Here is a 21,257-nt window from a genome sequence, read left to right on the forward strand (position 1 = left end):
CTCCGCTGGGGAAAGATGGCGGTTATGACTCGGTGGACCCCGGACCCGACGTTCTACCCCTCCCCCAGCGCGGCCGCCTCGGCGCCGGCCGAGGAACTGGCCTATGTGGCGGCCTTCGATCGCTCGGCGCAGCAACCCGACGCGATCGCCGTGATCGACACCGCGCCGGACTCCGGCACGTACGGGAAAGTGGTGGGGTGGACGTCGCTGCCGCACACCGGCGATGAGCTGCACCACTTCGGGTGGAACGCGTGCAGTTCCGCGCTGTGCCCGACCGCGCCGCACCCGCACGTCGAGCGGCGATACCTGATCGTGCCCGGCCTGCGGTCGTCCCGGCTCTACGTGCTGGACACCAAGGACGACCCGCGAGCGCCGAAACTCGTCAAGGAGATCCCGGCGTCCGAGCTGGCGGCCAAGGCCGACTATTCCCGTCCGCACACGATCCACTGCGGGCCGGACGGGATCTACATCTCCGCTCTGGGCGCGGGGTCCGGCGACGGAGGGCCCGGCGGCATCGCGGTTCTGGATCACACCACCTTCGACGTACGGGGTCAGTGGGAGGCCGACCGCGGGGACCAGGTCCTGGCCTACGACTTCTGGTGGCACCTCACCCGCGACGTGCTGGTCAGCTCGGAATGGGGCACGCCGTCGATGATCGAGAACGGCATCGACCCGGCGCTGCTGCTCGGGCGGCAGTACGGGCACCGGGTGCACTTCTGGGATCTCGCGAAACGAACCCTGGTGCAGACGGTCGATCTCGGCGACCAGTACCAGATGACGCTCGAGCTGCGACCGGCTCATGACCCCACGAAGGAGTACGGCTTCCTGGGCGTCGTGATCAGCGTCGAAGATCTGTCGGCCTCGGTCTGGGTTTGGCACCGGTCCTCGGGCGAGTTCGCGGTTACGAAGATCATCGACATCCCGGCCGAGCCGGCGGCGGCCGCCGATCTCCCGCCCGCGCTGCAGCCGTTCGAGGCCGTGCCGCCGCTGGTCACCGACATCGACCTGTCCGTGGACGACAAATACCTCTACGTCTCCTGCTGGGGCACGGGCGAGCTCAAGAGGTACGACGTCACGGATCCCTTCCACCCGGTCGAGGCCGGGTCGATCCACCTCGGCGGGATCGTGCGGCGGACCGCCCATCCGTCCTTCCCCGACGAGCCCCTGGCCGGCGGGCCGCAGATGGTCGAGGTGTCCCGCGACGGCAAGCGGGTCTACGTGACCAACTCGCTCTACGGCTCCTGGGACGACCAGTTCTACCCGGACGGCGTCGGCGCGTGGCTCGCCAAGATCGACAATGACGACTTCACGCTCGACCCGCGCTTCTTCCCGCACGGCGACGAGTTCCGCGGGCTGCGCGTGCACCAGACGCGGCTGCAGGGCGGGGACGCCAGCTCCGACTCGTACTGCTTCCCGTGACCTGGGCGGCGCTGATCGCGCTCGGCGCCTTCCACGGGCTGAACCCGGCGATGGGCTGGCTGTTCGCGGTCGCCCGCGGCATGCAGGAACGCTCCCGCCGCGTGCTGCTGCTGTCCCTGCCGCCGATCGCGGGCGGCCATCTCGCGTCGGTCGCCATCGTCGCCGCCGTGGTGTCGGCGACCGCGTCGGTGGTCGCCGCGAACGTGGTCGGCATCGTGGGCGGGGCGATCCTGGTCGTTTTCGGCCTCTGGCGGCTGCTGTCCGAGCGGCACTTCCGCTGGGCGGGCATGCGCCTGTCCCACCCGCAGTTGGCCGCGTGGTCGTTCCTGATGTCGTCGGCCCACGGCGCCGGGCTCATGCTGCTGCCGGTGCTGACGACGGCGGCCGTCGCCGGCCACCACCACATGGGTGCCGCTCAACCGAGCGTCGCCGCCTTCGGCGGGCTGGCCGCGGCGGGGGTGCACACGCTGGCGATGTTCGCCGTGATGGGCGCGTGCGCGCTGCTCGTCTACGAGTTCGTCGGCGTGAACGTGCTGCGCCGCGCCTGGTTCAACATGGACAAGGTCTGGGCCGGGGTGATGGTCGGCGCGGGGGCGCTCACCATAGCCTTGACCGCATGACGACTTGGCGGGACGTCGAGGAGGCCGCGCCGGAGTTCGCGCGGCGCGTGCGCGGCCTTTTCGACGCACATCGACACAAAACCCTGGCGACCGTACGCCGTGACGGCGCGCCCCGGATCTCCGGGATCGAGGTGGTCTTCGAGGAGGGCGAGCTGGTCTTCGGCTCGATGCCGCGGGCACGCAAGGGCGACGACCTCAAACGGGATCCGCGTTTCGCCCTGCACAGCGCCACGGTCGACCCGATCGAGGGCGCCGAGGCGGAGTGGCCGGGCGAGGCGAAGATCGCGGGGCGGGCGCTTCCGGTCGGGACGGAGGGTGACAGCTTCCGCGCGGACATCACCGAGGTCGTGCACACCCACCTCAACCCCGAGGCCACGCTGCTGGTGGTCGAGTGGTGGACGCCGAAGGACGGGCTACGGCGCGTCGACCGGGAGTGAGGCCGCCCGCTCGCCCCTGATCCCCGCCGCGGCGGCACCCGCCGCCCCGGCTGCGGCCGGCTCGGCACCGGCCCGCGTGGCGTCGGCCCGCGCGGCGTCGGCCCGCGCGGCGTCGGCCGCTGGCGGCAGGTCGCGCATTTTCCGGAGGGGTGACAGGACGACCCAGAGCACGCCGAGCAGGCCGCCGATCGTGGCGACCCACAGCGCCGGGCGCACGCCGATGGTCGCGCCGAGCGCCCCGCCCAGCACCGCGCCGACCGGCCGGATGCCGTAGTTGACCGTTCGGTTGAAGCCGGACGCGACCGAGAGCCGGTCGTGCGGGGTGGCCGCCGTCTGCACCGAGCCGGCCGCGATGTCGAGCACCATCACGCCCAGGGCCGACAGGAACTCGGCCACGAACAGCAGCGGCGCCCCGCCCGCCAGCGGCACGAGGATCAGCGGCGCCGGGAAGACGACCATGCCGGCGATCAGCGCCGGCCCGATCCCGAGCCACCGCGTGATGCGGCCCGCGACCACCGCGCCGGCCAGCCCGCCCACCGCCCCGGCGCCGAGAACGAGCCCGAGCGTCCCCGGCGCGATGTGCAGCTGCGTGGTCGCGTAGAGCACGAACAGCGCCGCGAAGATGTAGTTGAAGAGGTTCAGCGTCGAGGTGCCCAGCAGGATCGGCCGCAGCACCGGCGACCCCATGACGAACCGCATGCCCGCCACCATGCCGCCACCCGACTCGCGCGCCACCCGCCGTTCCGCGACGGACATGCGCGAGAGGAACCCGGCCGAGGCCACGAACGTCACCGCGTCGGCCACCAGCGCGAACGGCGCGCTGAACACCTGCACGAGCAGCCCACCGAGGCTGGGCCCGGCCACGAACGACATCGCCCGGCTGCCGTTGACCAAACTGTTGGCGCGTACGTAGTCGGGACGCTTGACGAGGTCGGCGAAGAGGCTGCTGTGCGCCACCTCGAACAGCACCGACAGCGTGCCCGTCCCGAACGCCACGGCGTAGAGCACGGCCAGCGTCAGCCCGCCGCCCCACCAGAGCAGCGGCACGATCAGCAGCAGCACGGCCCGCCCGAGGTCGGCCACGATCATCAGCCGGCGCTTGTGCGGGTACCGGTCGACCCAGGCCCCGGCCGGCAACGAGAACAGCAGGTTGGGCACCAGCGCCGCCGCGGTCAGATAGCCCATCTCGGCCGGTCCCGCGCCGATCGCCAGCACGGCCAGCAGCGGCATGGCCAGCACGGTGACCTGATCGCCGAAGAGCGACACGGTCTGCGCCGACCAGTAACGCCGGAACGCCACGTCCCGCAGCAGGTGCTCAGTCACGAGGCACCGCCATCCGGATGATCTGCACCGCCCGCGCCCCGGCCGGCCGCCGCGCGGGATCTTCCAGCCGCTCGTCGAACCGGGCCATCACCGCGTCGATCTCGGCGGTCAGTTCCGCGAGCTCGCCGGCCGTGACGAACGTCAGCACGTCGCCGAAGCCAGCGGCCCGCCGCCATTCGGTGGGCTCGTCACCCCGGCGCCCGAGGTACTCCCGGGCCCGGCGGGTGTACTCCTCCAGGATCGCGGCGTTGAGCTGGTCGGACGCCTGCTGGACCGCCGGGTCGTCCGAGGAGTCGTCCCACGAGGTGTATCGCGCGGTCGCCCGCCAGGGCCGCTCCCGCCCGTCCGCCCCGGGCGCCCGCTCGGCCAGGCCGTACTTCGCGAGCTGCCGCAGATGAAAGGAGCAGTTGGGCACGGACTCTCCCAGCCGCGCTGCCGCCTGCGTGGCGGTCATCGGCCCTTCGCCCCGCAGCAGGCCGATCAGCCGGAGCCGCAGGGGATGCGCGTAGGCCCGCAACGCGGTGGCCTCGGTCAGCTTCACCTCCTTCATATCCTAGAGAATGCTTTAGAAAGACTCCTTTAGCAAGTGCTACGCGTCGGGAGTCAGCCGGACCCGGCGCAGGAGCTGGGCATTCGCGGCGACGACGATCGTGGAGCCGGACATCAGGATCGCGCCGACAGCGGGACTGAGGACGAAGCCGGTCCAGGCCAGGACCCCGGCGGCCAGCGGCAGGGCGATCACGTTGTAGCCGGCGGCCCAGGCCAGGTTCTGGATCATCTTGCGGTACGAGGCGCGGGACAGTCGGATGATGCCGGTGACGCCGCGCGGATCGGAGGAGGCCAGCACCACGCCGGCCGACTCGATCGCCACGTCGGTGCCGGCGCCGATGGCGATGCCCACGTCGGCCCGGGCCAGGGCGGGAGCGTCGTTCACGCCGTCGCCGACCATCGCCACCCGAAGCCCGCGCGACTGGAGGTCGGCCACCGCCTGGTCCTTGTCGGCCGGGAGCACCTCGGCGAAGACCTCGTCCAGGCCGAGCTCGGCGGCGACCTCGTCGGCCACCGGCTTGGCGTCGCCGGTGATCATCAGGATCTGGGTGATGCCCTCGGCCCGGAGCTGGGCGATCGCCTCGCGGGCCTCGGGACGCACCTCGTCGCGCAGGGCGAAGGCGGCGACGACCTCGGTGTCGGCGGCGATCAGATAGAGGATTACGGCACCGGGCCACTCCGCGGCGGATTTGGTGATTTCCGGCGGGACGGTCAGATCGAGCTCGCGGAGCAGGGCGGGGCCGCCCACCGCGTACGGCCGATTGTCGATGAGAGCTCGCACCCCGCGGCCGGTCAAGGACTGGAAGCCGGTGGCCTGGGGTCGCCGCGGCGCGGCGGCGACGATGGCGCGGGCCAGCGGATGCTCGCTGTCGGCCTCGACCGCCGCGGCCAGGGAAAGCACCTCGTCCTCGTCGTGGCCGGGGGCCGCGATCACGGCGGTGAGCGCGTGGGCGCCCCGGGTCAGCGTGCCGGTCTTGTCGAAGAGGACGGCGTCGACCGTGCGCATGCGCTCGAGGGCGAGGCGGTCCTTCACGAGGATGCCGGACTTCGCCGCGACGGCCGTGGACAGGGCGATGACCAGCGGGATCGCGAGGCCGAGGGCATGCGGGCAGGCGATCACGAGGACCGTGACCGTGCGGACGACCGCCTGGTCGAGATCGCCGAGCGCCCACCAGACCACGAAGGTGATCGCCGCGGCGGCGGTGGCCACATAGAACAACAGGGCCGCGAAGCGGTCGGCCAGCACCTGCGCCCGGCCGCGCGAGGCCTGCGCCTGGGCGACCAGGCGGCCGATGCCGGCGAGGGCGGTGTCGTCGCCGACCGCCGTGACCTCGATGCGCAGCGCCGAGTCGGTGGCCACCGTGCCGGCCACCACGCGATCGCCCACGCCCCGCGCCACCGGGCGGGACTCCCCCGTGATCATCGACTCGTCGAGCGAGGCCGCGCCGTCGACGATCTTCCCGTCGGCCGGGACGCGGCCGCCGGAGCGCACCAGCACGGTGTCGCCGGTCGTGAGGTCGCCGATGGCGACGGTCCGGGTGTCGCCGTGTGCGTCGACGCGCTCGGCCTCGTCGGGCAGGAGCGCCGCCAGCGCGCTGAGCGCGCCCTGGGCCTGGCCGATCGCCTTCATCTCCTGCCAGTGACCCAGCAGCATGATGGTGACCAGGGCCGCGAGCTCCCACCAGAAGTCGAGATCGAACCACCCGAAGCTGGTCGCGATCGACGCCACGTACGCGACGGTGATCGCCATGGAGATGAGCAGCATCATCCCCGGGGTGCGGGCGCGCAGCTCGTGCAGCCCGCCGGTGAGGAACGGCCACCCGCCGTAGAGGAACACCACGGTCCCGAGCACCGGCCCGACCCAGCTGATCCCGGGGAAGTCCAGCGTGTACCCGAACCAGTCCATGACCATCTCACTGGTCACGACGATCGGGACGGTCAGCGCCAGGCTGAGCCAGAACTTCCGCCGGAAGATCTCCGGATCGTGCCCGGCGTGCGCGTCGTGCCCGCCGTGCCCGGCATGGTCAGCGTGCCCGGCATGGTCAGAATGCGCTGCATGGTCGGCGTGATCCATCATCGCTTCCACCTCCGCCCGGAAAGCTATACCCCCTGGGGGTACCTAGGCAAGGCAGATGTGGCCCAGAACCCAGTCAGACTTTCTTGAGCTTGCGCCACCCGCCGGCCTCGTTGTTGGCCGCGATCTGCCGCAACATGACCGTCAGCGCCTCCCGCGGAATCGGGTCGTGCTCCCAGAACGCGACGGTCCGCGCGGTGCTGTTCGCCTGCCCGGCCGTGATGATCCCGTCCGGATCGGGCACTATCGCGCCGTCGTACAGGAAAAGGTTGATGTGGTCCTTGGTGCGGAGGAACGCACAGACGTTGCCGTGATAAATGAAGTACGGCTGGACCGTGCGCTTGATCGTCTCGGTGACGCCGGGAATCGCCGCGTGGATCAGGTCGCGTAGCTCCTCACCGACCCGCGCCTGCCAGTCGGGCATGCCGGCCAGGTAGGCGTCGACGCCGGGGTGTCGCTCGTAGTCGGGCATGGGTGTCAGCCTTTCGCGTAGGGCCTGCTCACCCCACTGAGACCGCCCGGACGCCCGAAACTAATCGCGGCCGGTGAGGCGCCGCAGCGATCTCCAGCCACGCCACGCGAATACCCCCGCGAAGACCACCGACAAGGACCCCTTGACCGCGTCGCCGTCGACCCAGGCCTTGACCGCCAGCCCGGCCAGCGCCGCCGCCACCACGACCGGGATCAGCCCGAGCACCGTGGCCAGCGCGAACGATGCCCGCGTCGCCACGCTGCGCGGTGGCCGCCCGTCCTCGCCGAGCGGGGCCGATGCCGACGGGGTGGTCCTCGGCAGGCTCCGCCACGCTTCGTCGAGGGCGCCGCCCGCGGCGATGGCGAACAGGACGAACACGAGCAGTCCCGCCACGACGGCCCATCGGTCCGGGCCACCGGCCACCAGTACGACCACCGCCGCACCGAGGGCGAGCAGGCCGATGCCGACCGCGGCTACGGGTATGCGGGACTTGGCCGCCATGCCGCATACCTACCAGAGTGGACCGGGTTTCGGCTACGGCGAAAAGGTGCCGCGGTGGCCGCGGACGAGCGTGCCGTACGCCACCCACACCGGCTGGCCGCTGGCATTGATGCCGGCCGCGAGGCGCAGACCCATCACCACGTAGATGCCGGCGACCGAGGCCCGGCGGGCGCGAGAGAGAGCACGTTCCTCGAGGGCCTTGGTCGCCTCGGCGGCGGAGGCGGCCAGCGCCTGCACGAGACCGAGATACCGGTCCGGCACAAACCCCTGCAGGTTCTCGACGGTGACCAGGGTGACGGTGGCCGGTTCGCCGGGTTCCATGAATTCAGCGTACGGCCGCCGAACCCCCGTTAGTCGGCCGGCGACGTGCGGGTGTCGACCGGGGTGCCGAGCTGGACCGTGCGCGAGACGGTGCAGAGCCGGTCGTGCGACATCCGGGCCGCGCGCGGCAGCATCTCCCGGGCCGCGTCGCCGGCGGCGCCCTCCGGGAACGTGACGTGCAGCTCGATGGCCAGGTTGACCAGCCGGTTGCCGCCGGTCTCGTCCCGGACCTTGTCGCCGGTGACCTCGACGACGAAGCTCTCCGGCTCCGCGCGCTTGCTGGTGATGTAGTCGACGTCCGCGCCCGTGCAGCCACCGAGCGCGGCCAGCAGCAACTCCACCGGCGTGAAGTCGTCTCGATCCCCGCCGCCGATGGTGATCGTGCCGCCGCGAGCGTTGCGTACCTCGTACCGGCCAAGGCTCGTGCGCTGCAGGCTCACCGAGCGCCGGGTGTCGTCCGCCATACCGCGTACGGTACCGGGGCCGAGGGAATGGGGTGACGCGGTGTTCTCCGTCGAGGAGCGCGACTTTGTCCGGGACCGGTTGCTGGGCCTGGCCGAGGGTGACCCGGCCATCGTCGGTGCCGCCATCACCGGATCCCAGGCCGTCGACGGCGGCGACCGATGGTCGGACATCGACCTGGCGTTCGGTGTCGAGGGCTCGCTGGACACGACGATGCGCCGCTGGACCGAACTGCTCTACCGCGACTTCGCCGCCGTTCACCACTGGGACTTGCCGTCCCGCTCAGCGGTGTATCGGGTGTTCCTGCTGCCCCGAGGCCTCGAAATCGACATCGCGTTCGCGCCGGCCGCGGAATTCGGTCCGGATGGCCCGAGTTGGCGTACCGTCTTCGGGCTGCCCGCACCCGCAACGGCCACCCCGCCGCCAAGTCGACGGCATCTGGCCGGGCTGGGCTGGCACCACGCCCTGCACGCGTGGGTCTGCATCCAGCGACACCGCTGGTGGCAGGCCGAGCACTGGATCAGCGCCCTACGCGGACAGGTCCTGGCCCTGGCCTGCCTACGCCTCGGCCATCCGACCAGCTACGCCAAGGGCGCCCACCTGCTTCCCCCCGACGTGACCGCGCCCTTGAACGCCACCCTGGTCCGTACGCTCGACCACGCCGAACTCACCCGGGCTCTTGGCGCGGCCACGACCGCGCTGATCGCGGAGATCGCGCTCGTCGACGCGCCTCTTGCCGCCCGGCTTTCCCCTGTCCTGGGCGGCCCGCTCGGCGTCGACCCGCCCCGGTCGTGAGGTCACGCGGGCGTGGGCAGCGCCTCGTAGTAGGGCTTCATCGCCGGGTAGTAGTCGTCGAAGCTGGGGGTGGGGAGGTCGTCGCGGGCCGCCACCAGCATGTCGAGGTAGTACTCCCAGCCGGGACCGTAGTCGCCGATCGCGTCGGCCGGGTCGAGGTGGTGGACGAGTTGGAGTTCGGTCAGGTCGCCGGCTTGGGACAGCAGCAGTTCGATGCGCATGCTGCCGGACTCGTCGGACAGGGCCAGTCGCCGTGGTGGGTCGCAGACGTCGATCCGCTTGTCGAGCCAGGGCGCCTGCTCCTCGAATCCCATCTGGACCTTGATCATGCGGCCGGGGGCGGCGTCGCCCTTCCAGGTTCCGAACCATCGGGCCGTACGATCGGGCTCGGTCACGCTGGCCCACACGTCCTCGATGGGCGCCCGGAACGTGCGGCTGACGACGAGCGCGTTGCCGTCGGCCGAAGGAACGAGCCGGCCGGTGGGTGTATTGGTCATGCGGTGTTCTCCTGTCCGTGATCCGTCGTGTCACGCCGGCGGCGCTCGCGACGGGTGCGATAGACCTCGGTCTCCAATGCGTCGAGGCGACCAGCCCAGCCGGCGGCCGGGCCGAACTGGTCGAGCCACGCGATCAGGCCGGCGAACCGCGACGCGTCGAGTTCGTAGAGGCGTTGGCGGCCGGTGAGCGTGTCGCGGACGAGTCCGCTTTCCCGCAGTACACGCAGGTGCCGGCTGACGGCGGGCCGGCTGATCGGGAACCGGTCGGCGATCTCCCCGGCCGGGAGCGGCCGCTCCCGCAGCATCACCAGGATGGCTCGCCGCACCGGGTCGGCGATCGCCGCTGCCACCTCGTCCACCGGTGAAGCGTAACCAGTACGTTACGCTTTTGGCAAAGGGCGGTACGGTCGCGATCATGCCTTTCGCGCCCGGACAGCTCATTCTCCGTCGCTACTTTCGCGGAGAGCGGTACACGTTCGTCCAGCCGGCGCGGGTGGTCCGCGACGACGAGGCGGGACTGCTGTTGTGGCTCATGGCCGGCAGCGAGTTCGCGGCGCTCGTCGATGCCGACGGCCGCACCGCGCACGACCTGGCCGTCGATGACCTGCGCGATCCGCGGCTGACCCGGCAGACCTGGCGCGATCACGACGTCCTGATGCTGATGCCGCCCGGCGCGGCGTACTCGATCTGGTGGATGTTCCGCGACGGCGAGTTCGCGCTCTGGTACGTGAACCTGGAGACGCCCGCCGAGCGCGACGACGAGGGCGTCGACTGCACCGACCACGTGCTCGACGTCCTGGTCGAACCCGACCGCACCTGGAGCTGGAAGGACGAGGACGAGCTCGCGGCCCGCACCGGCCGGGACGGCTACTTCGACGCCGAGGCGGCCGGGCGGATCAGGGCCGAGGGCGAACGGCTGATCAAGCTGGCCGAGAGTGGCGAGTTCCCGTTCGACGGCACGCTCACCGATTTCCGCCCGGATCCCGCCTGGCGACCGGCGGCCCTGCCCCCGGGCTGGGACAGGGCCCACCGATAGACAACTAGCGGGACGGATGGACGACGCCGGCCGCGCCTCCGCCGCGCCGGACCGGTTCGGCCGAGGCGATGATGCCGCCGTGGCGCGTGAACTCCATGGCCGTGGCCGCGCCCAGCTCGGCCATGTCCGGCCCGAACGTATGGCCCAGATCGGTCAGTGCCGGCCCGTACTGCGTATGGAAGGCCGGTTCGGCCTGGATGCCGGCCGTGTTGCGCTGCGACGCGCGCGGCGCGGCCATCGCGTCCGGCAGCGGCATACCGAGGACCACACGGTTGAGCAGGATCTGCAGGACCGTGGTGATGATGGACGCGCCGCCGGGCGAGCCCAGCGCCAGGAACGGCTTGCCCTGCTTGAGGACGATCGTCGGCGACATCGAGCTGCGCGGCCGCTTGCCGGGCCCGGGCAGGTTCGGGTCGGGGAAGGCGCCCTGGGTGGGCGTGAAGTTGAAGTCGGTGAGCTCGTTGTTGAGCATGAAGCCGCGCCCGGGCACGACCATGCCGTTGCCGCCGAACTGCTCGAGCGTGAAGGTCCACTCGACGACGTTGCCCCAGCGGTCGGTGACCGTCATGTTCGTGGTGCTCAAACCGTTGTCCGGGGTGGCCGTCGCGGGGGCCGGCGTGCAGCCCGAGGCGTTGATGTCGCCGGGGCCGACCGGCTTGGCCATGGCCTTGGCCGGGGAGATCTGGCAGGCGCGCTGGGCGGCCCAGCGGTCCGAGGCGAGCTTTTTCAAGACCTCATTCGGCGTGTACGCCCCGACGTAGCGCCCGCGGTCGGCGAAGGCGAGCGCGGACGCCTCCAGGTAGGTGTGCAGCACCTGGGTCACGTCGGCCGGCGACGGGTCGACCTTCTCGAGGATGTTGAGCGCCTCGGAGACGGCCGTGCCCCCGCTCGACGGGGTGGACATGCCGTACACCTTGAGACCGCGGAAGTCGGAGACGGTCGGCGCCGGCCGCCGCACCCGGTACGCGGCGAGGTCGTCCATCGTGAGCACGCCCGGCCGGATCGGGTACGCCCAGGTGCCGACGGGGTTGGACGAGACCGGCGGATGCTGGACGGTCTTGACCAGGTCGGCGCCGATCGGCCCGCGGTAGAACGCGCCGATGCCCTGGCGGGCGATCTGCCGGTACGTCGCGGCCAGGTCGGGGTTGCGCTGGATCGTGCCGAGCGCGGGCGGCGCGCCACCGGGCAGGTACAGCGCCTTGGTCGAGTCGAACTGCCCGAACGCGGCCAGGTTGTCGGTGATCTGCTGGCGGAACTGCGCGTCGACGACGAACCCGCGGTCGGCCACGGCGGCCGCGTCGCGCAGCAGGCCCGGCAGCCGGCGGGTGCCCCACTGCCGCAGCGCGTCGTCCCACATGGCCAGCGCGCCGGGCACGCCGGTGGACAGGCCGCTGACCCGGGCCTCCTGGAAGTCGTAGGGCAGGCCGTCGGCGGGGTCGATGAAGTAGGTCGGCGTCATGGTGGCCGGACCGGTCTCGCGGCCGTCGATGGTGGAGACGGTGTGCCGCTTGGCGTCGTAGTAGACGAAGAACCCGCCGCTGGCCGGGCCGGCCACGAACGGCTCGGTGACGCCGAGGGTGGCCGCGGCCGCGACGGCGGCGTCGACCGCGTTGCCGCCGTGGCGCAACACGTCGAGGCCGGCCGCGGTGGCGGTCGCGTCCACGGTGGCGATCCCGCCGCCGTACCCGTAGGCGGTCGGCCCGAGAACGGGAGTGGAGGCCGAGGCCGGGGCCGCGATCAGCGTCGAGGACAGGGTTGCTGCTGCTAGAACCGGCAAGATCCGCATCGATCCTCCGAAGTGGGCAGTTGGCGGCAGAGGTGTCTGTCTATCCCTGCCTACCAGAAGTCGACGCCCACGTCTCGAACATGGCGGCATAAGGACCCCCGGTCCGCACGAGTTCGGCGTGACTGCCCGACTCGACGATCCCGTGGTCGTCGACCACGATGATCCGGTCGGCGCGCATCGCCGTGGAGAGCCGGTGCGCGACCAGGATCGCGGTCCTGCCCTCCAGCAGCGCGTCGAGCGCCGCCTCCACGCGCAGTTCGGAGCGCAGGTCGAGGCTCGAGGTCGCCTCGTCGAGCACAACGACCCGCGGCTCGGCCAGAAACGCCCGGGCCAGCGCCAGCAGCTGCCGCTCGCCGGACGACACCGACTGGCCGCGCTCGTGCAGTGGGGTGTCGAGGCCCTCGGGCGCGCGCTCGACCAGTTCCCGCAGCCCGACCGAGTCGACGGCCGCCCAGACCTCCTCGTCCGAAGCGCCGGGGCGGGCAAAGGCGATGTTGTCCCGCAGCGTCCCCGCGAAGAGGAACGGCTCTTGCGGCACCACCCCGATCTGCGTCCGCAGCGAGGCGAGCGTGACGTCCCGCAGGTCGTGCCCGTCAATACGGATATGTCCGGCTTGCGGATCGTAGAACCGCGTCACCAGCTTGGCCAGCGTCGACTTCCCGGCCCCGGTCGGCCCGACGCAGGCCACGGTCTCGCCGGGAGCGATCGTGAGCGACAGATGCGATAAAACCGGATGAGAAGGCAAATACCCGAAGGTGACGTCGTCGAAGACGATCTCCCCCGCGACCGGCGGCAGCACGACGGCCGACGGCGACTGCCGCACCGACGGCGCGGTATGCAGCAAAGTCCGGATTTTCCCGACGGCCGCCTTCGCCTGCTGGTACTGCGTGTAGAGCTGCACCAACTGCTGCACGGGTTGGAAGAACGCGTTGATGTACAGCACGAACGCGGTCAGCTCGCCGATCGTCAGCGTCCCCTGCAGCACCTGGTGCCCGCCGACCAGCAGCATGATCGCCATCGCGATGAGCCCGATCACCGATGTCCCCGGCCCGTAGATCGCGTTGATCCGCCCGGTCCAGTCGTTGGCGTCGCGGTACTGGCCCACCACCGACCGGTGCGCGACGACGTTGCGCTCCTGCCGGTTGTGCGCGGTGACGACCCGTACCCCGTTGAGGCTCTCGGACAGGTCCGCGAACATCGCCGCGATCGTGTCGCGCTGACGGTTGTAGCCGCGGTCCGCCGCGTACCGGAACCACAACGACGCGGCCGTGAGCGGCGGCACCACCAGGACCAACGTCAAGATCGCCAGGGATACGTCGTAGTGGAAGAGCACGGCGGTGACCACCACCATGGTCAGCGCCTGGATCAGGAACTGGGCGAAACCGTCCTGCAGCAGGCTCTGCAACGACTCCACGTCGGAGGTCATCCGGGTCATGGTGACGCCGGCCTTCTCCTCGGTGTAGTAGTCGAGCGACATGCGCTGCAGGTGCGCGAAGATGCGGATCCGCAGGTCACGCGTGGCCGAGGCGGCCAGCACGCCGGTCTTGCGCATGCGCACCGTCGTGGCGACGCCGGTGAGCAGCACCGCCGCCACGAAGCAGATCGTCGCGACGACCAGCACCCGCAGGTCGCGCGCCGCGATGCCGTGGTCGATGCCGATCTGCACGAGGTACGGGCCGGCCTGCAGCAGCAGCGTCTCGACGAGGATGGCGAGCGAGGCCGCGAGCAGCAGCCCGGGCCGCCCGATCAGCAGCCGGCCGATCGAGATCTTCGCGCCCGAGTCGGCCACCGGGTCGAAAGCGATCCCCGGGTCCCCGTGGTCGGGCTCCTTCGCCTCGAGCTTGGCGACACCCTCCGCGAGATCCGACGGGATGCCCGCGAACGGCAGGCCGTTCCCCTTGCGCCCGGCCGCGCCCATCGTGGGCCGGCCACCGACGCTGAAGCCACCGAAGCCACCGCCGAACATGCTCATGCGGTCACCGCGCTCTCCGACGACGACGCCGCCAGGACTTCGCCATAACGCGGTTCGGAAGCCAGGAGCGACTCGTGTGTGCCGTCGGCGATCACCTTGCCGCCGGCCATCAGCACGACCCGGTCGGCGAGGCTGATCGTGGAGAGCCGGTGGGCCACGATCAGCGTGGTGCGGCCGAGCATGCGCTCCTTCAGCGAGCCGTGGATCCGCTGCTCGACACCGACGTCGATGGCGCTGGTGGCGTCGTCGAGCACGAGCACCGGCGGGTCGACCAGCAGCGCCCGGGCGATCGCGATCCGCTGCCGCTGCCCGCCCGAGAGCGTGTAACCGCGCTCCCCGACCACGGTCTCGTAGCCGTCCGGCAGCTCGAGGATGAACTCGTCGGCGCCCGCCGCGACCGCCGCCTCGATCACTTCGCGCCGCGAGGCGTCGGGTCTCCCGTACGCAATGTTGTCGTGGATCGAAAGCGAGAAGAGGAAGGGCTCGTCCGGCACGATCCCCACCTGCTCGCGCAGCGTCGACAGCTTGATCCGGCGCACGTCGACGCCGTCGATGGTCACGCTGCCCGAGGTCACGTCGTAGAAGCGGGCCGCGAGCCGCCCCAGCGTCGATTTGCCCGATCCGGTGCCGCCGACGACGGCCACGGTCTCCCCGGCCCGGAGGGTCAAATTCAGCCCCTCAAGAGCCAAGGTCCCGTTCGGGTACGCGAAGGAGACGTCCACAAACGCAAGATCGCCGCGCAAGGGCCGGTCGACCGGGTCCGGGTCGTCCAGGATCTCGCTGGGCGTATCGAGAATCTCGTAGATGCGGCGCGCCGAGGCCGACGCCCGCTGCCCCATCATGATCATCATGCCGAGCAGCCGGAACGGCGGTTGCAGCATGAGCACGTACGAGTTGAACGCGACGATCGTGCCGACCGTGGTGTGCCCGTTGATCACCATGAGGCCGCCGATGAGCAGCACCAGCGCGAGGCCGAGCCGGGGCAGGTTGTCCAGCAGCGGGTTCCACCGGCTGCGGATGCGGGCGTCCTGCCGGTAGGCCCAGCGGATGCGGTCGGCGCTCTCGGCGAGCGTGCGCAGCTGGCGCCCCTCGGCCGCGAACGCCTTGACGATCCGTACCCCCTGGATGTTCTCGTCGACGACGGTGGCCAGCTGGGCCAGCCGCGCCTGGATCATCCACGAGACCGGGAAGATCGCCTTGCGCATGCTGACGCCGAGCACGCCGATGATCGGCATGGTCGCCATGGCCACGATCGCGAGCGGCACGTTGATCGAGAGCATCAGCACGAAGGCGACAACCGCGATCAGGCACTGCACCAGGATCGATGGGCCGAACGACAGGTACATCTGCACGGCCCGGATGTCAGAGCCGGAGCGGGACATCAGCTCGCCGGACTGCACGCGGTCGTAAAACCCAAATGGCATCCGTACGAGATGGGCGTAGACGATGTTGCGCAGGTCGTACTCCATCTCGTACGCCGTGCGCAGCAGGTAGAGCCGGGCCAGGTAGTTGATCCCGCCCTGCAGCAGGGCCAGGGCGATGATCGCCAGGACGTAGGTCGAGAGCTTGCCGGTGCGGGCGACGATCGCGTCGTCGATGCCGATGCGGACCAGGTTGGGGATCTGCACCTGCACGACGAGGCCGATGAACGACAGCACCAGCGAGGTGATCAGCAGGGCCCGATGGGCCTTGACGAGCGGCAGCGCGCGACGCAGCCAGCTCTTGCGGACATCAGGGTCGATGGACGCCTTGGGCGCGCGTCGGCTCAAGCAGCGCCTCCCCGAGGACGGAGCGTGTAGTTAGCTTGGCTAACGATACTCCTCGCCGGTGGCACCGCCAGAGTGATGCGTCACTCAGCCGACTCCGTACGGTTTCGGCTCGATCCCCGGGCAGGTCGCGCCGGCCTTCGGGCGGACCAGACCGATGAGGTACGCGTCGGCGGCGCCCGACACGCAGGGGCTGTGGTCGTAGACGACGTGGCCCCAGCCCTCGTAGGTGATCAGGCTGGCGATCGGGCCGAGCTGCTGGGCGACGCGCTGCGCCCAGGCGTACGCGGTGGCCGGGTCGTGCCGCGAGCCGATCAGCAGAACCGGGGGCAGGCCGGCCGGCGCGACCAGCGGCCGCTGCGGATTGGCCGGGGCGGCCGGCCAGCCGAGGCAGCCGACGGTGGCCGCCAGCGCCAGCGGCGAGGCGGCCATCTGCGGCGCGCGGCCGGCCAGGATCGACAGGCGGCGGTGCAGGTCGGGGAAGCCGGTGATCGGCAGGTACCAGTCCGAGCAGATCACGGCGGGAAAGCTGTGGTCGGTGATGTCGACCGACGGCGGCACCGCGGTACGCCGCTTGGCCAGCGGGGCGTCCGCGTCGCGCAGGTAGTAGGCGAACGAGTACCACTGCGGCTCGTAGAACGCGGCGAAGGCGGCGGTGATCAGGTCGGACTGGTTCAACTTCGCCGGCCGGTCGTACGGGTTCTCCAGCGTTCCGGCCCGCGCCCGGGCGACCAGCCGCGCCCACAGCGCCGGGATGTCCTGGCCCCGCAGCACGCAGGAGTCGTCGTGCGCGCACCACGACACGAACTCGTGAAAAGAGTCCTGGGCGGCGTCGGTCTCCTGGACCAGGAAGGTGCCGAGGCCGGCGCTGTGGTCCATCACGCCGTCCAGGACCAGGGCGCGCAGGTTCTGCGGGTAACGCTCGGCGTACTGCTCGCCGATCAGCGACCCGTACGAGGCGCCGTAGAAGCTGATCTTCTGCTCGCCGAGGGCCTCGCGCAGCGCGTCGACGTCGCGCACCACGCTGCCGGTGTCGACGTGGCCGAAGACCGGGCCGGTACGGGCCGCGCAGTCGGCGGCCAGCCGGCGGTTGTAGTCGATCGTGGTGGCGTAGTCGCGGGCGGACTCGACCAGCAGGGGCGGCCGCTGGTCGACCAGATCCTGCGAGCAGAGCACCGGGCTGCTGCGACCGACGCCGCGCGGGTCCATGCCGACGATGTCGAAGTGCTTGCGGAGCTCGTCGGTGAAGAAGCCGGGCGCGTCGAAGGTGAAGTCGACGGCCGAGCCGCCGGGGCCGCCCGGGTTGACCAGCAGGGCGCCGATCCGCTGGGCCGGGTCGGTGGCCGGGCGGCGGGCGACGGTCAGCGCGACCGTGGGGCCGGCCGGGTTCGCCCAGTCGGCCGGGACGCGAATCGTGCCGCATTGGACCTTCGCGTTCTCGGGGCAGGGCTTCCACGCGATGGCCGGTGCCTCCGCCGCCTCCGCCGTCTCCGCCGCCGCCTTCGCCGGGACGGTGCTCACCGCGTACGCGAAAAGGATCATGACGATCGCGGCCCGCAAGGGTCGCGCCAAAGCTCGCACCGCGATGTCTCTCCGCCCTGCACGGCAGCGGCACCGCGCCGGCTTATCGTCGGACGAATCATGATCGGCAGTCTGGGAAACGGGTGAAGTTCGCCGGGGCGTGGCACGGTGTACCGATGACAACCGGGACACGCATGCGTCTTGTGCTTGCCGTTTCTTCCGCTTTTATTGTCGGCGGCTGCTCGTCGCCTTCTTCGTCCTCCTCACCGCGCGCCGAGGTCACCGTGCCGTCGCCGGCCGCACCCACCTCCGGCTCCGTCGCCGCCAAGGCCCCGGACCTGAGCAAGCCGCAGACGATCGTGACCGGGCTCGAGGTTCCGTGGGGTCTCGCGTTCCTGCCGGACGGCACCGCGCTGGTCGGCGAGCGGAACCGCGGCGACATATTCCAGATTCCCGTCGGCGGCGGCCAGCCCAAGCGGGTCTACCACATCGACGAATCGCGGTCGGGTGGCGAGGGCGGGCTGCTCGGCCTCGCCGTCGACCCCCAATACCGGCAGAACAAATATGTGTACGCCTATTACACCGCCGAGGACGAGAACAAGATCGCCCGATTCCGGCTGTCGGACGACACGCCCACGGTGATCTTCGACGGGATCACCCGGGGGCCGCGGCACAACGGCGGGCGGCTCGCGTTCGGCCCGGACGGGATGCTCTACGTGGGCACCGGCGACGCGAGCGAGGGTGAGCAGTCGCAGAACCCCACGGACGTCAACGGGAAGATCCTCCGGCTGACCCGGGACGGCAAGCCGGCGCCGGGCAACCCGACGGCGGGCTCGCCGATCTGGTCGATGGGGCACCGTAACGTGCAGGGACTCGCGTGGTCGGCCGACGGGACGATGTACGGGATCGAGTTCGGCCAGGACACCTGGGACGAGGTGAACATCATCGAGCCCGGCAAGAACTACGGATGGCCGGTCGTGGAGGGCAAGGGCGACAACCCGAAGTACGCCGACCCGATCGTGCAGTGGCGCACCGACGACGCCTCGCCCTCGGGGGCCGCGATCATCGGGAACACGCTGTACGTGGCCGCGCTGAAGGGCCAGCGGCTGTGGACGGTGGCGCTCGGCACCCACTCGCCGAAGGCCTTTCTCACCGGGAAGTACGGGCGGCTGCGGACCGTGGGAGCCGCGCCGGACGGGGCGCTGTGGGTGCTGACCTCGAACCGGGACGGTCGTGGTCATCCGGTGGATTCGGACGATCGCATTCTGCGGTTCGCGCCGGCGGCCTGAACGCGTTCGGCCCGGTCCGTGGACGGCTTCACGGACCGGGCCTCGCGCTCACTTCTTGTTGTTCGGGGGTATTTCCGGGAGCGACGAGATCGCGTTGGCGTACTGCGCGATCTGCCGCCCGTTCGGGACCACTCCGACGGCACGGAGTTGGTCGTGGATCGCCTGCGCAACCTCATGCTCGGATTGCCCGCGATGAGTCTGCGCGACCTTGTTGATGACGTAATCGATTCTCACTTGAGCCTGCCAGCCGGCGGGACGGCTACCGCCGGAGGTGGCGAGGCTGACTGCGGCGAGTGGTTCCATGCCCTGTCTATCGGAAGGTCAGACCCCTCACTGGAAGATATGCGGAGGCTGTGCAACCGAGCCGCACCCGTTCCACACCGTTCCGGTAATCAGCAAACCCGTTTCCGCCGCTTTTGGGCCGTGGCCGCCTCAATCCTGGTCGTCGCTCGGGGCGGTGTCGGCCTCGTCGTCCGTGGCGCCGGGGAGGGGCTCGGGCGGGCTCAGGCGGAGCCAGAGCAGCATGAGCAGGCCGAAGACGAGCATCGCGATGCCCATCCAGAGGTTGATGTGCACGCCCTGCGCCTTGGCGATCTCGGCGGAGGTGTCGAACAGCCCGATCAGCGTGACGATCACGCCGTAGACCACGAACAGCCCGCCGATCACCAGCCGGACGTCGAAGAGCCGGACAACGCGGCGGCGACTGGCGTCGGATTCGTTTGCCATGTCAGGTATCCCCTCACCAGACCGGGATGTACAGGACCACGGCCAGGACCAGCGCGATCGCGCCGAGCAGCACCGGGTTGCGCCACCACACCTTGTCGGCGGCGAGGATCACGTCACCGGAGGTGGTGCTGCCGCCGAGGCCGTAGACGAGGCCGCGAAGCTCCTCCTCGGGTTTCGACGGGGTGAACTGGGTGACGATCAGCGCCACGATCACGGCCACCACGAACGCGGCGCCCGCGCCCCAGAAGCTCTCGTCCAGGTCGGAGTTGAACTTGATCACGTCGCCCAGGTGCAGGAGGTACAGCGTCAGCGAGGCCAGGGTGCCGAGCACCAGCGACCAGAAGCCGGCCCAGGCGGACATCCTCTTCCAGAACAGGCCGACGATGAAAGTCGCGAACAGCGGGGCGTTGAACAACGAGAACAGCGCCTGGATGTAATTCATGATGTTGTTGAAGCCGGCCGCGATGAACGCGGTGCCGATGCCGATCAGCACGCCGCCGACCGTGGCGATCCGGCCGACGCGCAGGTAGTACTCGTCGCTGCGGTCCTTGCGGACGTAGCTCTGCCAGATGTCGTACGTGAAGACGGTGTTGAACCCGGAGACGTTGGCCGCCATGCCGGCCATGAACGAGGCCAGCAGGCCGGTCACGGCCACCCCGAGCACACCGTTGGGCAGCAGTTCCCGCATGAGCTGCGGGATCGCGTAGTTGTACTGCAGGTCGCCGCTCTCGGCGCCCAGCCCCTTGACGGTGACCAGCGCGATCAGGCCGGGCACCACGGTGACCACCGGGATCACCAGTTTGGGGAAAGCGCCGATGATCGGCGTACGCCGGGCGGCGCTCATGTTCTTGGCCGACAGTGCGCGCTGCACCTCGGCGAAGTTGGTCGTCCAGTACCCGAACGAGAGCACGAAGCCCAGGCCGAAGATGATGCCGATCCAGCTCGCGCCGAGCGGGTTGTCCGTGCTGCCGGTGTTGGCCCAGGTGTGCAGCCCGGGCTCGCCGAGCGGGGTCTGCCGCACCTTCTCGAACAGGCCGTCGACGCCGCCGACCTTGGTGAGCCCGACGATCGTGATCGGGATCAGACCGGCCAGGATCACGAAGAACTGCAGCACCTCGTTGTAGATCGCCGAGGAGAGGCCGCCAAGGGTGATGTAGGCGAGCACGATGGCCGCGCCCAGCATGATGGAGATCCAGAGCGGCCAGCCCAGCAGCGTCTGCAGGACCAGCGCGAGGGCAAAGAGGTTGACGCCCGCGATCAGCACCTGCGCGACCGCGAAACTGATCCCGTTGAACAGGTGGGTGCCGTTGTTGAAGCGCCGCCGCAGGAACTCGGGGACGCTGCGCACCTTGGAGCCGTAGTAGAACGGCATCATCACGATGCCGAGGAAGACCATCGCGGGCACCGCGCCGACCCAGTAGTAGTGCAGGGTCATCAGGCCGTACTGGGCGCCGTTGGCGGCCATGCCGAGGATCTCGAGGGCTCCGAGGTTTGCCGAGATGAAGGCGAGGCCGGTCACCCAGGCCGGCATCGATCTCCCGGAGAGGAAGAAGTCGGCGCTCGTCCTGATCGCAGCGCGGGCCGCGAAGCCGATGCCCAGCACGGTGATGAAGTAGAGCGCGAGGATCAGGTAGTCGTAGACGTCCAGGTCGAGCCGGAGTCCGCTCGCTGCGAGCACCTGCACGGGCCAC

22 protein-coding genes are annotated in these 21,257 nt (G+C 70.4%); 6 read left to right on the forward strand and 16 right to left on the reverse strand.

Annotation, left to right across the window (positions count from 1 at the left end; all coding sequences use genetic code 11):
* Positions 1 to 24: 24 nt before the first annotated feature.
* Genes A3CQ_RS0146125 through A3CQ_RS0146135 form a run of 3 tightly spaced genes read left to right on the forward strand, consistent with a single transcriptional unit; the run spans position 25 to position 2,476 of the window.
* Positions 25 to 1,419 carry a selenium-binding protein SBP56-related protein gene (locus A3CQ_RS0146125; protein WP_020517764.1) on the forward strand — a complete coding sequence of 465 codons (1,395 nt, stop codon included), beginning with the start codon at positions 25 to 27 and terminating at the stop codon, positions 1,417 to 1,419.
* Positions 1,416 to 2,039 carry a hypothetical protein gene (locus A3CQ_RS0146130; RefSeq protein WP_020517765.1) on the forward strand — a complete coding sequence of 208 codons (624 nt, stop codon included), beginning with the start codon at positions 1,416 to 1,418 and terminating at the stop codon, positions 2,037 to 2,039. The genes A3CQ_RS0146125 and A3CQ_RS0146130 overlap by 4 nt, the downstream gene beginning before the upstream one ends.
* Positions 2,036 to 2,476 (forward strand): pyridoxamine 5'-phosphate oxidase family protein, encoded by a 441-nt coding sequence (locus A3CQ_RS0146135; protein WP_020517766.1) that lies wholly within the window; start codon positions 2,036 to 2,038, stop codon positions 2,474 to 2,476. The genes A3CQ_RS0146130 and A3CQ_RS0146135 overlap by 4 nt, the downstream gene beginning before the upstream one ends.
* On the opposite strand, the gene A3CQ_RS0146140 is transcribed toward A3CQ_RS0146135, so the two are convergent.
* From A3CQ_RS0146140 to A3CQ_RS0146170, 7 genes are all read right to left on the reverse strand, one after another.
* Positions 2,453 to 3,799: an MFS transporter gene (locus tag A3CQ_RS0146140; protein ID WP_020517767.1), complete on the reverse strand. Its 1,347-nt coding sequence runs from the start codon at positions 3,797 to 3,799 to the stop codon at positions 2,453 to 2,455. The two genes, A3CQ_RS0146135 and A3CQ_RS0146140, sit on opposite strands and share 24 nt — an antisense overlap.
* Positions 3,792 to 4,349 carry a winged helix-turn-helix domain-containing protein gene (locus A3CQ_RS0146145; protein ID WP_020517768.1) on the reverse strand — a complete coding sequence of 186 codons (558 nt, stop codon included), beginning with the start codon at positions 4,347 to 4,349 and terminating at the stop codon, positions 3,792 to 3,794. Before A3CQ_RS0146145 ends, A3CQ_RS0146140 begins: the two co-directional genes overlap by 8 nt.
* 39 nt (positions 4,350 to 4,388) lie before the next feature.
* Complete coding sequence (locus tag A3CQ_RS0146150; protein ID WP_020517769.1) at positions 4,389 to 6,425, reverse strand: copper-translocating P-type ATPase; 2,037 nt, start codon at positions 6,423 to 6,425, stop codon at positions 4,389 to 4,391.
* A 73-nt stretch (positions 6,426 to 6,498) separates the two neighbouring features.
* A complete protein-coding gene (locus A3CQ_RS0146155; RefSeq protein ID WP_020517770.1) occupies positions 6,499 to 6,894 on the reverse strand; it encodes a DUF1801 domain-containing protein in 396 nt (131 codons plus the stop codon).
* A gap of 60 nt (positions 6,895 to 6,954) precedes the next feature.
* Positions 6,955 to 7,395, reverse strand: coding sequence for a hypothetical protein (locus A3CQ_RS0146160; protein WP_020517771.1), 441 nt, complete (start codon positions 7,393 to 7,395; stop codon positions 6,955 to 6,957).
* A 33-nt stretch (positions 7,396 to 7,428) separates the two neighbouring features.
* Positions 7,429 to 7,716, reverse strand: coding sequence for a hypothetical protein (locus A3CQ_RS0146165; RefSeq protein WP_020517772.1), 288 nt, complete (start codon positions 7,714 to 7,716; stop codon positions 7,429 to 7,431).
* Positions 7,717 to 7,745: 29 nt separating this feature from the next.
* Positions 7,746 to 8,180, reverse strand: a complete 435-nt coding sequence (locus A3CQ_RS0146170) for an OsmC family protein (RefSeq protein WP_020517773.1) — start codon at positions 8,178 to 8,180, stop codon at positions 7,746 to 7,748.
* Between the two features lie 40 nt (positions 8,181 to 8,220).
* On the opposite strand from A3CQ_RS0146170, the gene A3CQ_RS0146175 reads away from it, so the two are divergent.
* A complete protein-coding gene (locus A3CQ_RS0146175) occupies positions 8,221 to 8,973 on the forward strand; it encodes a hypothetical protein (protein WP_020517774.1) in 753 nt (250 codons plus the stop codon).
* Positions 8,974 to 8,975: 2 nt separating this feature from the next.
* Here A3CQ_RS0146175 and A3CQ_RS0146180 read toward each other — a convergent pair whose 3' ends face one another.
* Positions 8,976 to 9,470, reverse strand: a complete 495-nt coding sequence (locus A3CQ_RS0146180) for an SRPBCC family protein (protein WP_020517775.1) — start codon at positions 9,468 to 9,470, stop codon at positions 8,976 to 8,978.
* The gene (locus tag A3CQ_RS0146185; RefSeq protein WP_020517776.1) at positions 9,467 to 9,829 is read right to left on the reverse strand and encodes a metalloregulator ArsR/SmtB family transcription factor; all 363 of its coding nucleotides are present in this window, start codon (positions 9,827 to 9,829) and stop codon (positions 9,467 to 9,469) included. The genes A3CQ_RS0146180 and A3CQ_RS0146185 overlap by 4 nt, the downstream gene beginning before the upstream one ends.
* 56 nt (positions 9,830 to 9,885) lie before the next feature.
* On the opposite strand from A3CQ_RS0146185, the gene A3CQ_RS0146190 reads away from it, so the two are divergent.
* A complete protein-coding gene (locus A3CQ_RS0146190) occupies positions 9,886 to 10,506 on the forward strand; it encodes a ribonuclease FAU-1 family protein (RefSeq protein WP_040434190.1) in 621 nt (206 codons plus the stop codon).
* A 4-nt stretch (positions 10,507 to 10,510) separates the two neighbouring features.
* Here A3CQ_RS0146190 and A3CQ_RS0146195 read toward each other — a convergent pair whose 3' ends face one another.
* The 4 genes from A3CQ_RS0146195 to A3CQ_RS0146210 form a co-directional block, all read right to left on the reverse strand.
* Positions 10,511 to 12,292: a gamma-glutamyltransferase family protein gene (locus A3CQ_RS0146195; RefSeq protein ID WP_020517778.1), complete on the reverse strand. Its 1,782-nt coding sequence runs from the start codon at positions 12,290 to 12,292 to the stop codon at positions 10,511 to 10,513.
* 40 nt (positions 12,293 to 12,332) lie between these two features.
* Positions 12,333 to 14,264, reverse strand: a complete 1,932-nt coding sequence (locus A3CQ_RS0146200; protein WP_020517779.1) for an ABC transporter ATP-binding protein — start codon at positions 14,262 to 14,264, stop codon at positions 12,333 to 12,335.
* The gene (locus A3CQ_RS0146205) at positions 14,261 to 16,033 is read right to left on the reverse strand and encodes an ABC transporter ATP-binding protein (RefSeq protein ID WP_020517780.1); all 1,773 of its coding nucleotides are present in this window, start codon (positions 16,031 to 16,033) and stop codon (positions 14,261 to 14,263) included. Before A3CQ_RS0146205 ends, A3CQ_RS0146200 begins: the two co-directional genes overlap by 4 nt.
* 84 nt (positions 16,034 to 16,117) lie before the next feature.
* Positions 16,118 to 17,611 (reverse strand): alpha/beta hydrolase, encoded by a 1,494-nt coding sequence (locus A3CQ_RS0146210; RefSeq protein WP_157297140.1) that lies wholly within the window; start codon positions 17,609 to 17,611, stop codon positions 16,118 to 16,120.
* Between the two features lie 116 nt (positions 17,612 to 17,727).
* Here A3CQ_RS0146210 and A3CQ_RS0146215 point away from each other — a divergent pair, with 116 nt between their 5' ends.
* A complete protein-coding gene (locus A3CQ_RS0146215) occupies positions 17,728 to 18,840 on the forward strand; it encodes a PQQ-dependent sugar dehydrogenase (protein ID WP_026206943.1) in 1,113 nt (370 codons plus the stop codon).
* Between the two features lie 48 nt (positions 18,841 to 18,888).
* On the opposite strand, the gene A3CQ_RS0146220 is transcribed toward A3CQ_RS0146215, so the two are convergent.
* From A3CQ_RS0146220 to A3CQ_RS0146230, 3 genes are all read right to left on the reverse strand, one after another.
* Complete coding sequence (locus A3CQ_RS0146220; protein ID WP_157297142.1) at positions 18,889 to 19,143, reverse strand: hypothetical protein; 255 nt, start codon at positions 19,141 to 19,143, stop codon at positions 18,889 to 18,891.
* Positions 19,144 to 19,272: 129 nt separating this feature from the next.
* Positions 19,273 to 19,566, reverse strand: coding sequence for a hypothetical protein (locus A3CQ_RS0146225; RefSeq protein WP_020517784.1), 294 nt, complete (start codon positions 19,564 to 19,566; stop codon positions 19,273 to 19,275).
* 13 nt (positions 19,567 to 19,579) lie between these two features.
* A complete protein-coding gene (locus A3CQ_RS0146230; RefSeq protein WP_020517785.1) occupies positions 19,580 to 21,250 on the reverse strand; it encodes a sodium:solute symporter family protein in 1,671 nt (556 codons plus the stop codon).
* Between the last annotated feature and the right edge of the window lie 7 nt (positions 21,251 to 21,257).

The organism is Paractinoplanes globisporus DSM 43857 (genome assembly GCF_000379645.1).
GTDB classification, from domain to species: domain Bacteria; phylum Actinomycetota; class Actinomycetes; order Mycobacteriales; family Micromonosporaceae; genus Actinoplanes; species Actinoplanes globisporus.

What these genes read in the sequence shown, in the direction of transcription:
- A3CQ_RS0146135 (WP_020517766.1), top strand. Translation starts at nt 2,036, where the DNA reads ATGACGACTTGGCGGGACGTCGAGGAGGCCGCGCCGGAGTTCGCGCGG.
- A3CQ_RS0146125 (WP_020517764.1), top strand. Translation starts at nt 25, where the DNA reads ATGACTCGGTGGACCCCGGACCCGACGTTCTACCCCTCCCCCAGCGCG.
- A3CQ_RS0146165 (WP_020517772.1), bottom strand. Translation starts at nt 7,716, where the DNA reads ATGGAACCCGGCGAACCGGCCACCGTCACCCTGGTCACCGTCGAGAAC.
- A3CQ_RS0146190 (WP_040434190.1), top strand. Translation starts at nt 9,886, where the DNA reads ATGCCTTTCGCGCCCGGACAGCTCATTCTCCGTCGCTACTTTCGCGGA.
- A3CQ_RS0146180 (WP_020517775.1), bottom strand. Translation starts at nt 9,470, where the DNA reads ATGACCAATACACCCACCGGCCGGCTCGTTCCTTCGGCCGACGGCAAC.
- A3CQ_RS0146170 (WP_020517773.1), bottom strand. Translation starts at nt 8,180, where the DNA reads ATGGCGGACGACACCCGGCGCTCGGTGAGCCTGCAGCGCACGAGCCTT.
- A3CQ_RS0146150 (WP_020517769.1), bottom strand. Translation starts at nt 6,425, where the DNA reads ATGATGGATCACGCCGACCATGCAGCGCATTCTGACCATGCCGGGCAC.
- A3CQ_RS0146220 (WP_157297142.1), bottom strand. Translation starts at nt 19,143, where the DNA reads ATGGAACCACTCGCCGCAGTCAGCCTCGCCACCTCCGGCGGTAGCCGT.
- A3CQ_RS0146145 (WP_020517768.1), bottom strand. Translation starts at nt 4,349, where the DNA reads ATGAAGGAGGTGAAGCTGACCGAGGCCACCGCGTTGCGGGCCTACGCG.
- A3CQ_RS0146200 (WP_020517779.1), bottom strand. Translation starts at nt 14,264, where the DNA reads ATGAGCATGTTCGGCGGTGGCTTCGGTGGCTTCAGCGTCGGTGGCCGG.
- A3CQ_RS0146195 (WP_020517778.1), bottom strand. Translation starts at nt 12,292, where the DNA reads ATGCGGATCTTGCCGGTTCTAGCAGCAGCAACCCTGTCCTCGACGCTG.
- A3CQ_RS0146225 (WP_020517784.1), bottom strand. Translation starts at nt 19,566, where the DNA reads ATGGCAAACGAATCCGACGCCAGTCGCCGCCGCGTTGTCCGGCTCTTC.
- A3CQ_RS0146160 (WP_020517771.1), bottom strand. Translation starts at nt 7,395, where the DNA reads ATGGCGGCCAAGTCCCGCATACCCGTAGCCGCGGTCGGCATCGGCCTG.
- A3CQ_RS0146155 (WP_020517770.1), bottom strand. Translation starts at nt 6,894, where the DNA reads ATGCCCGACTACGAGCGACACCCCGGCGTCGACGCCTACCTGGCCGGC.
- A3CQ_RS0146215 (WP_026206943.1), top strand. Translation starts at nt 17,728, where the DNA reads ATGACAACCGGGACACGCATGCGTCTTGTGCTTGCCGTTTCTTCCGCT.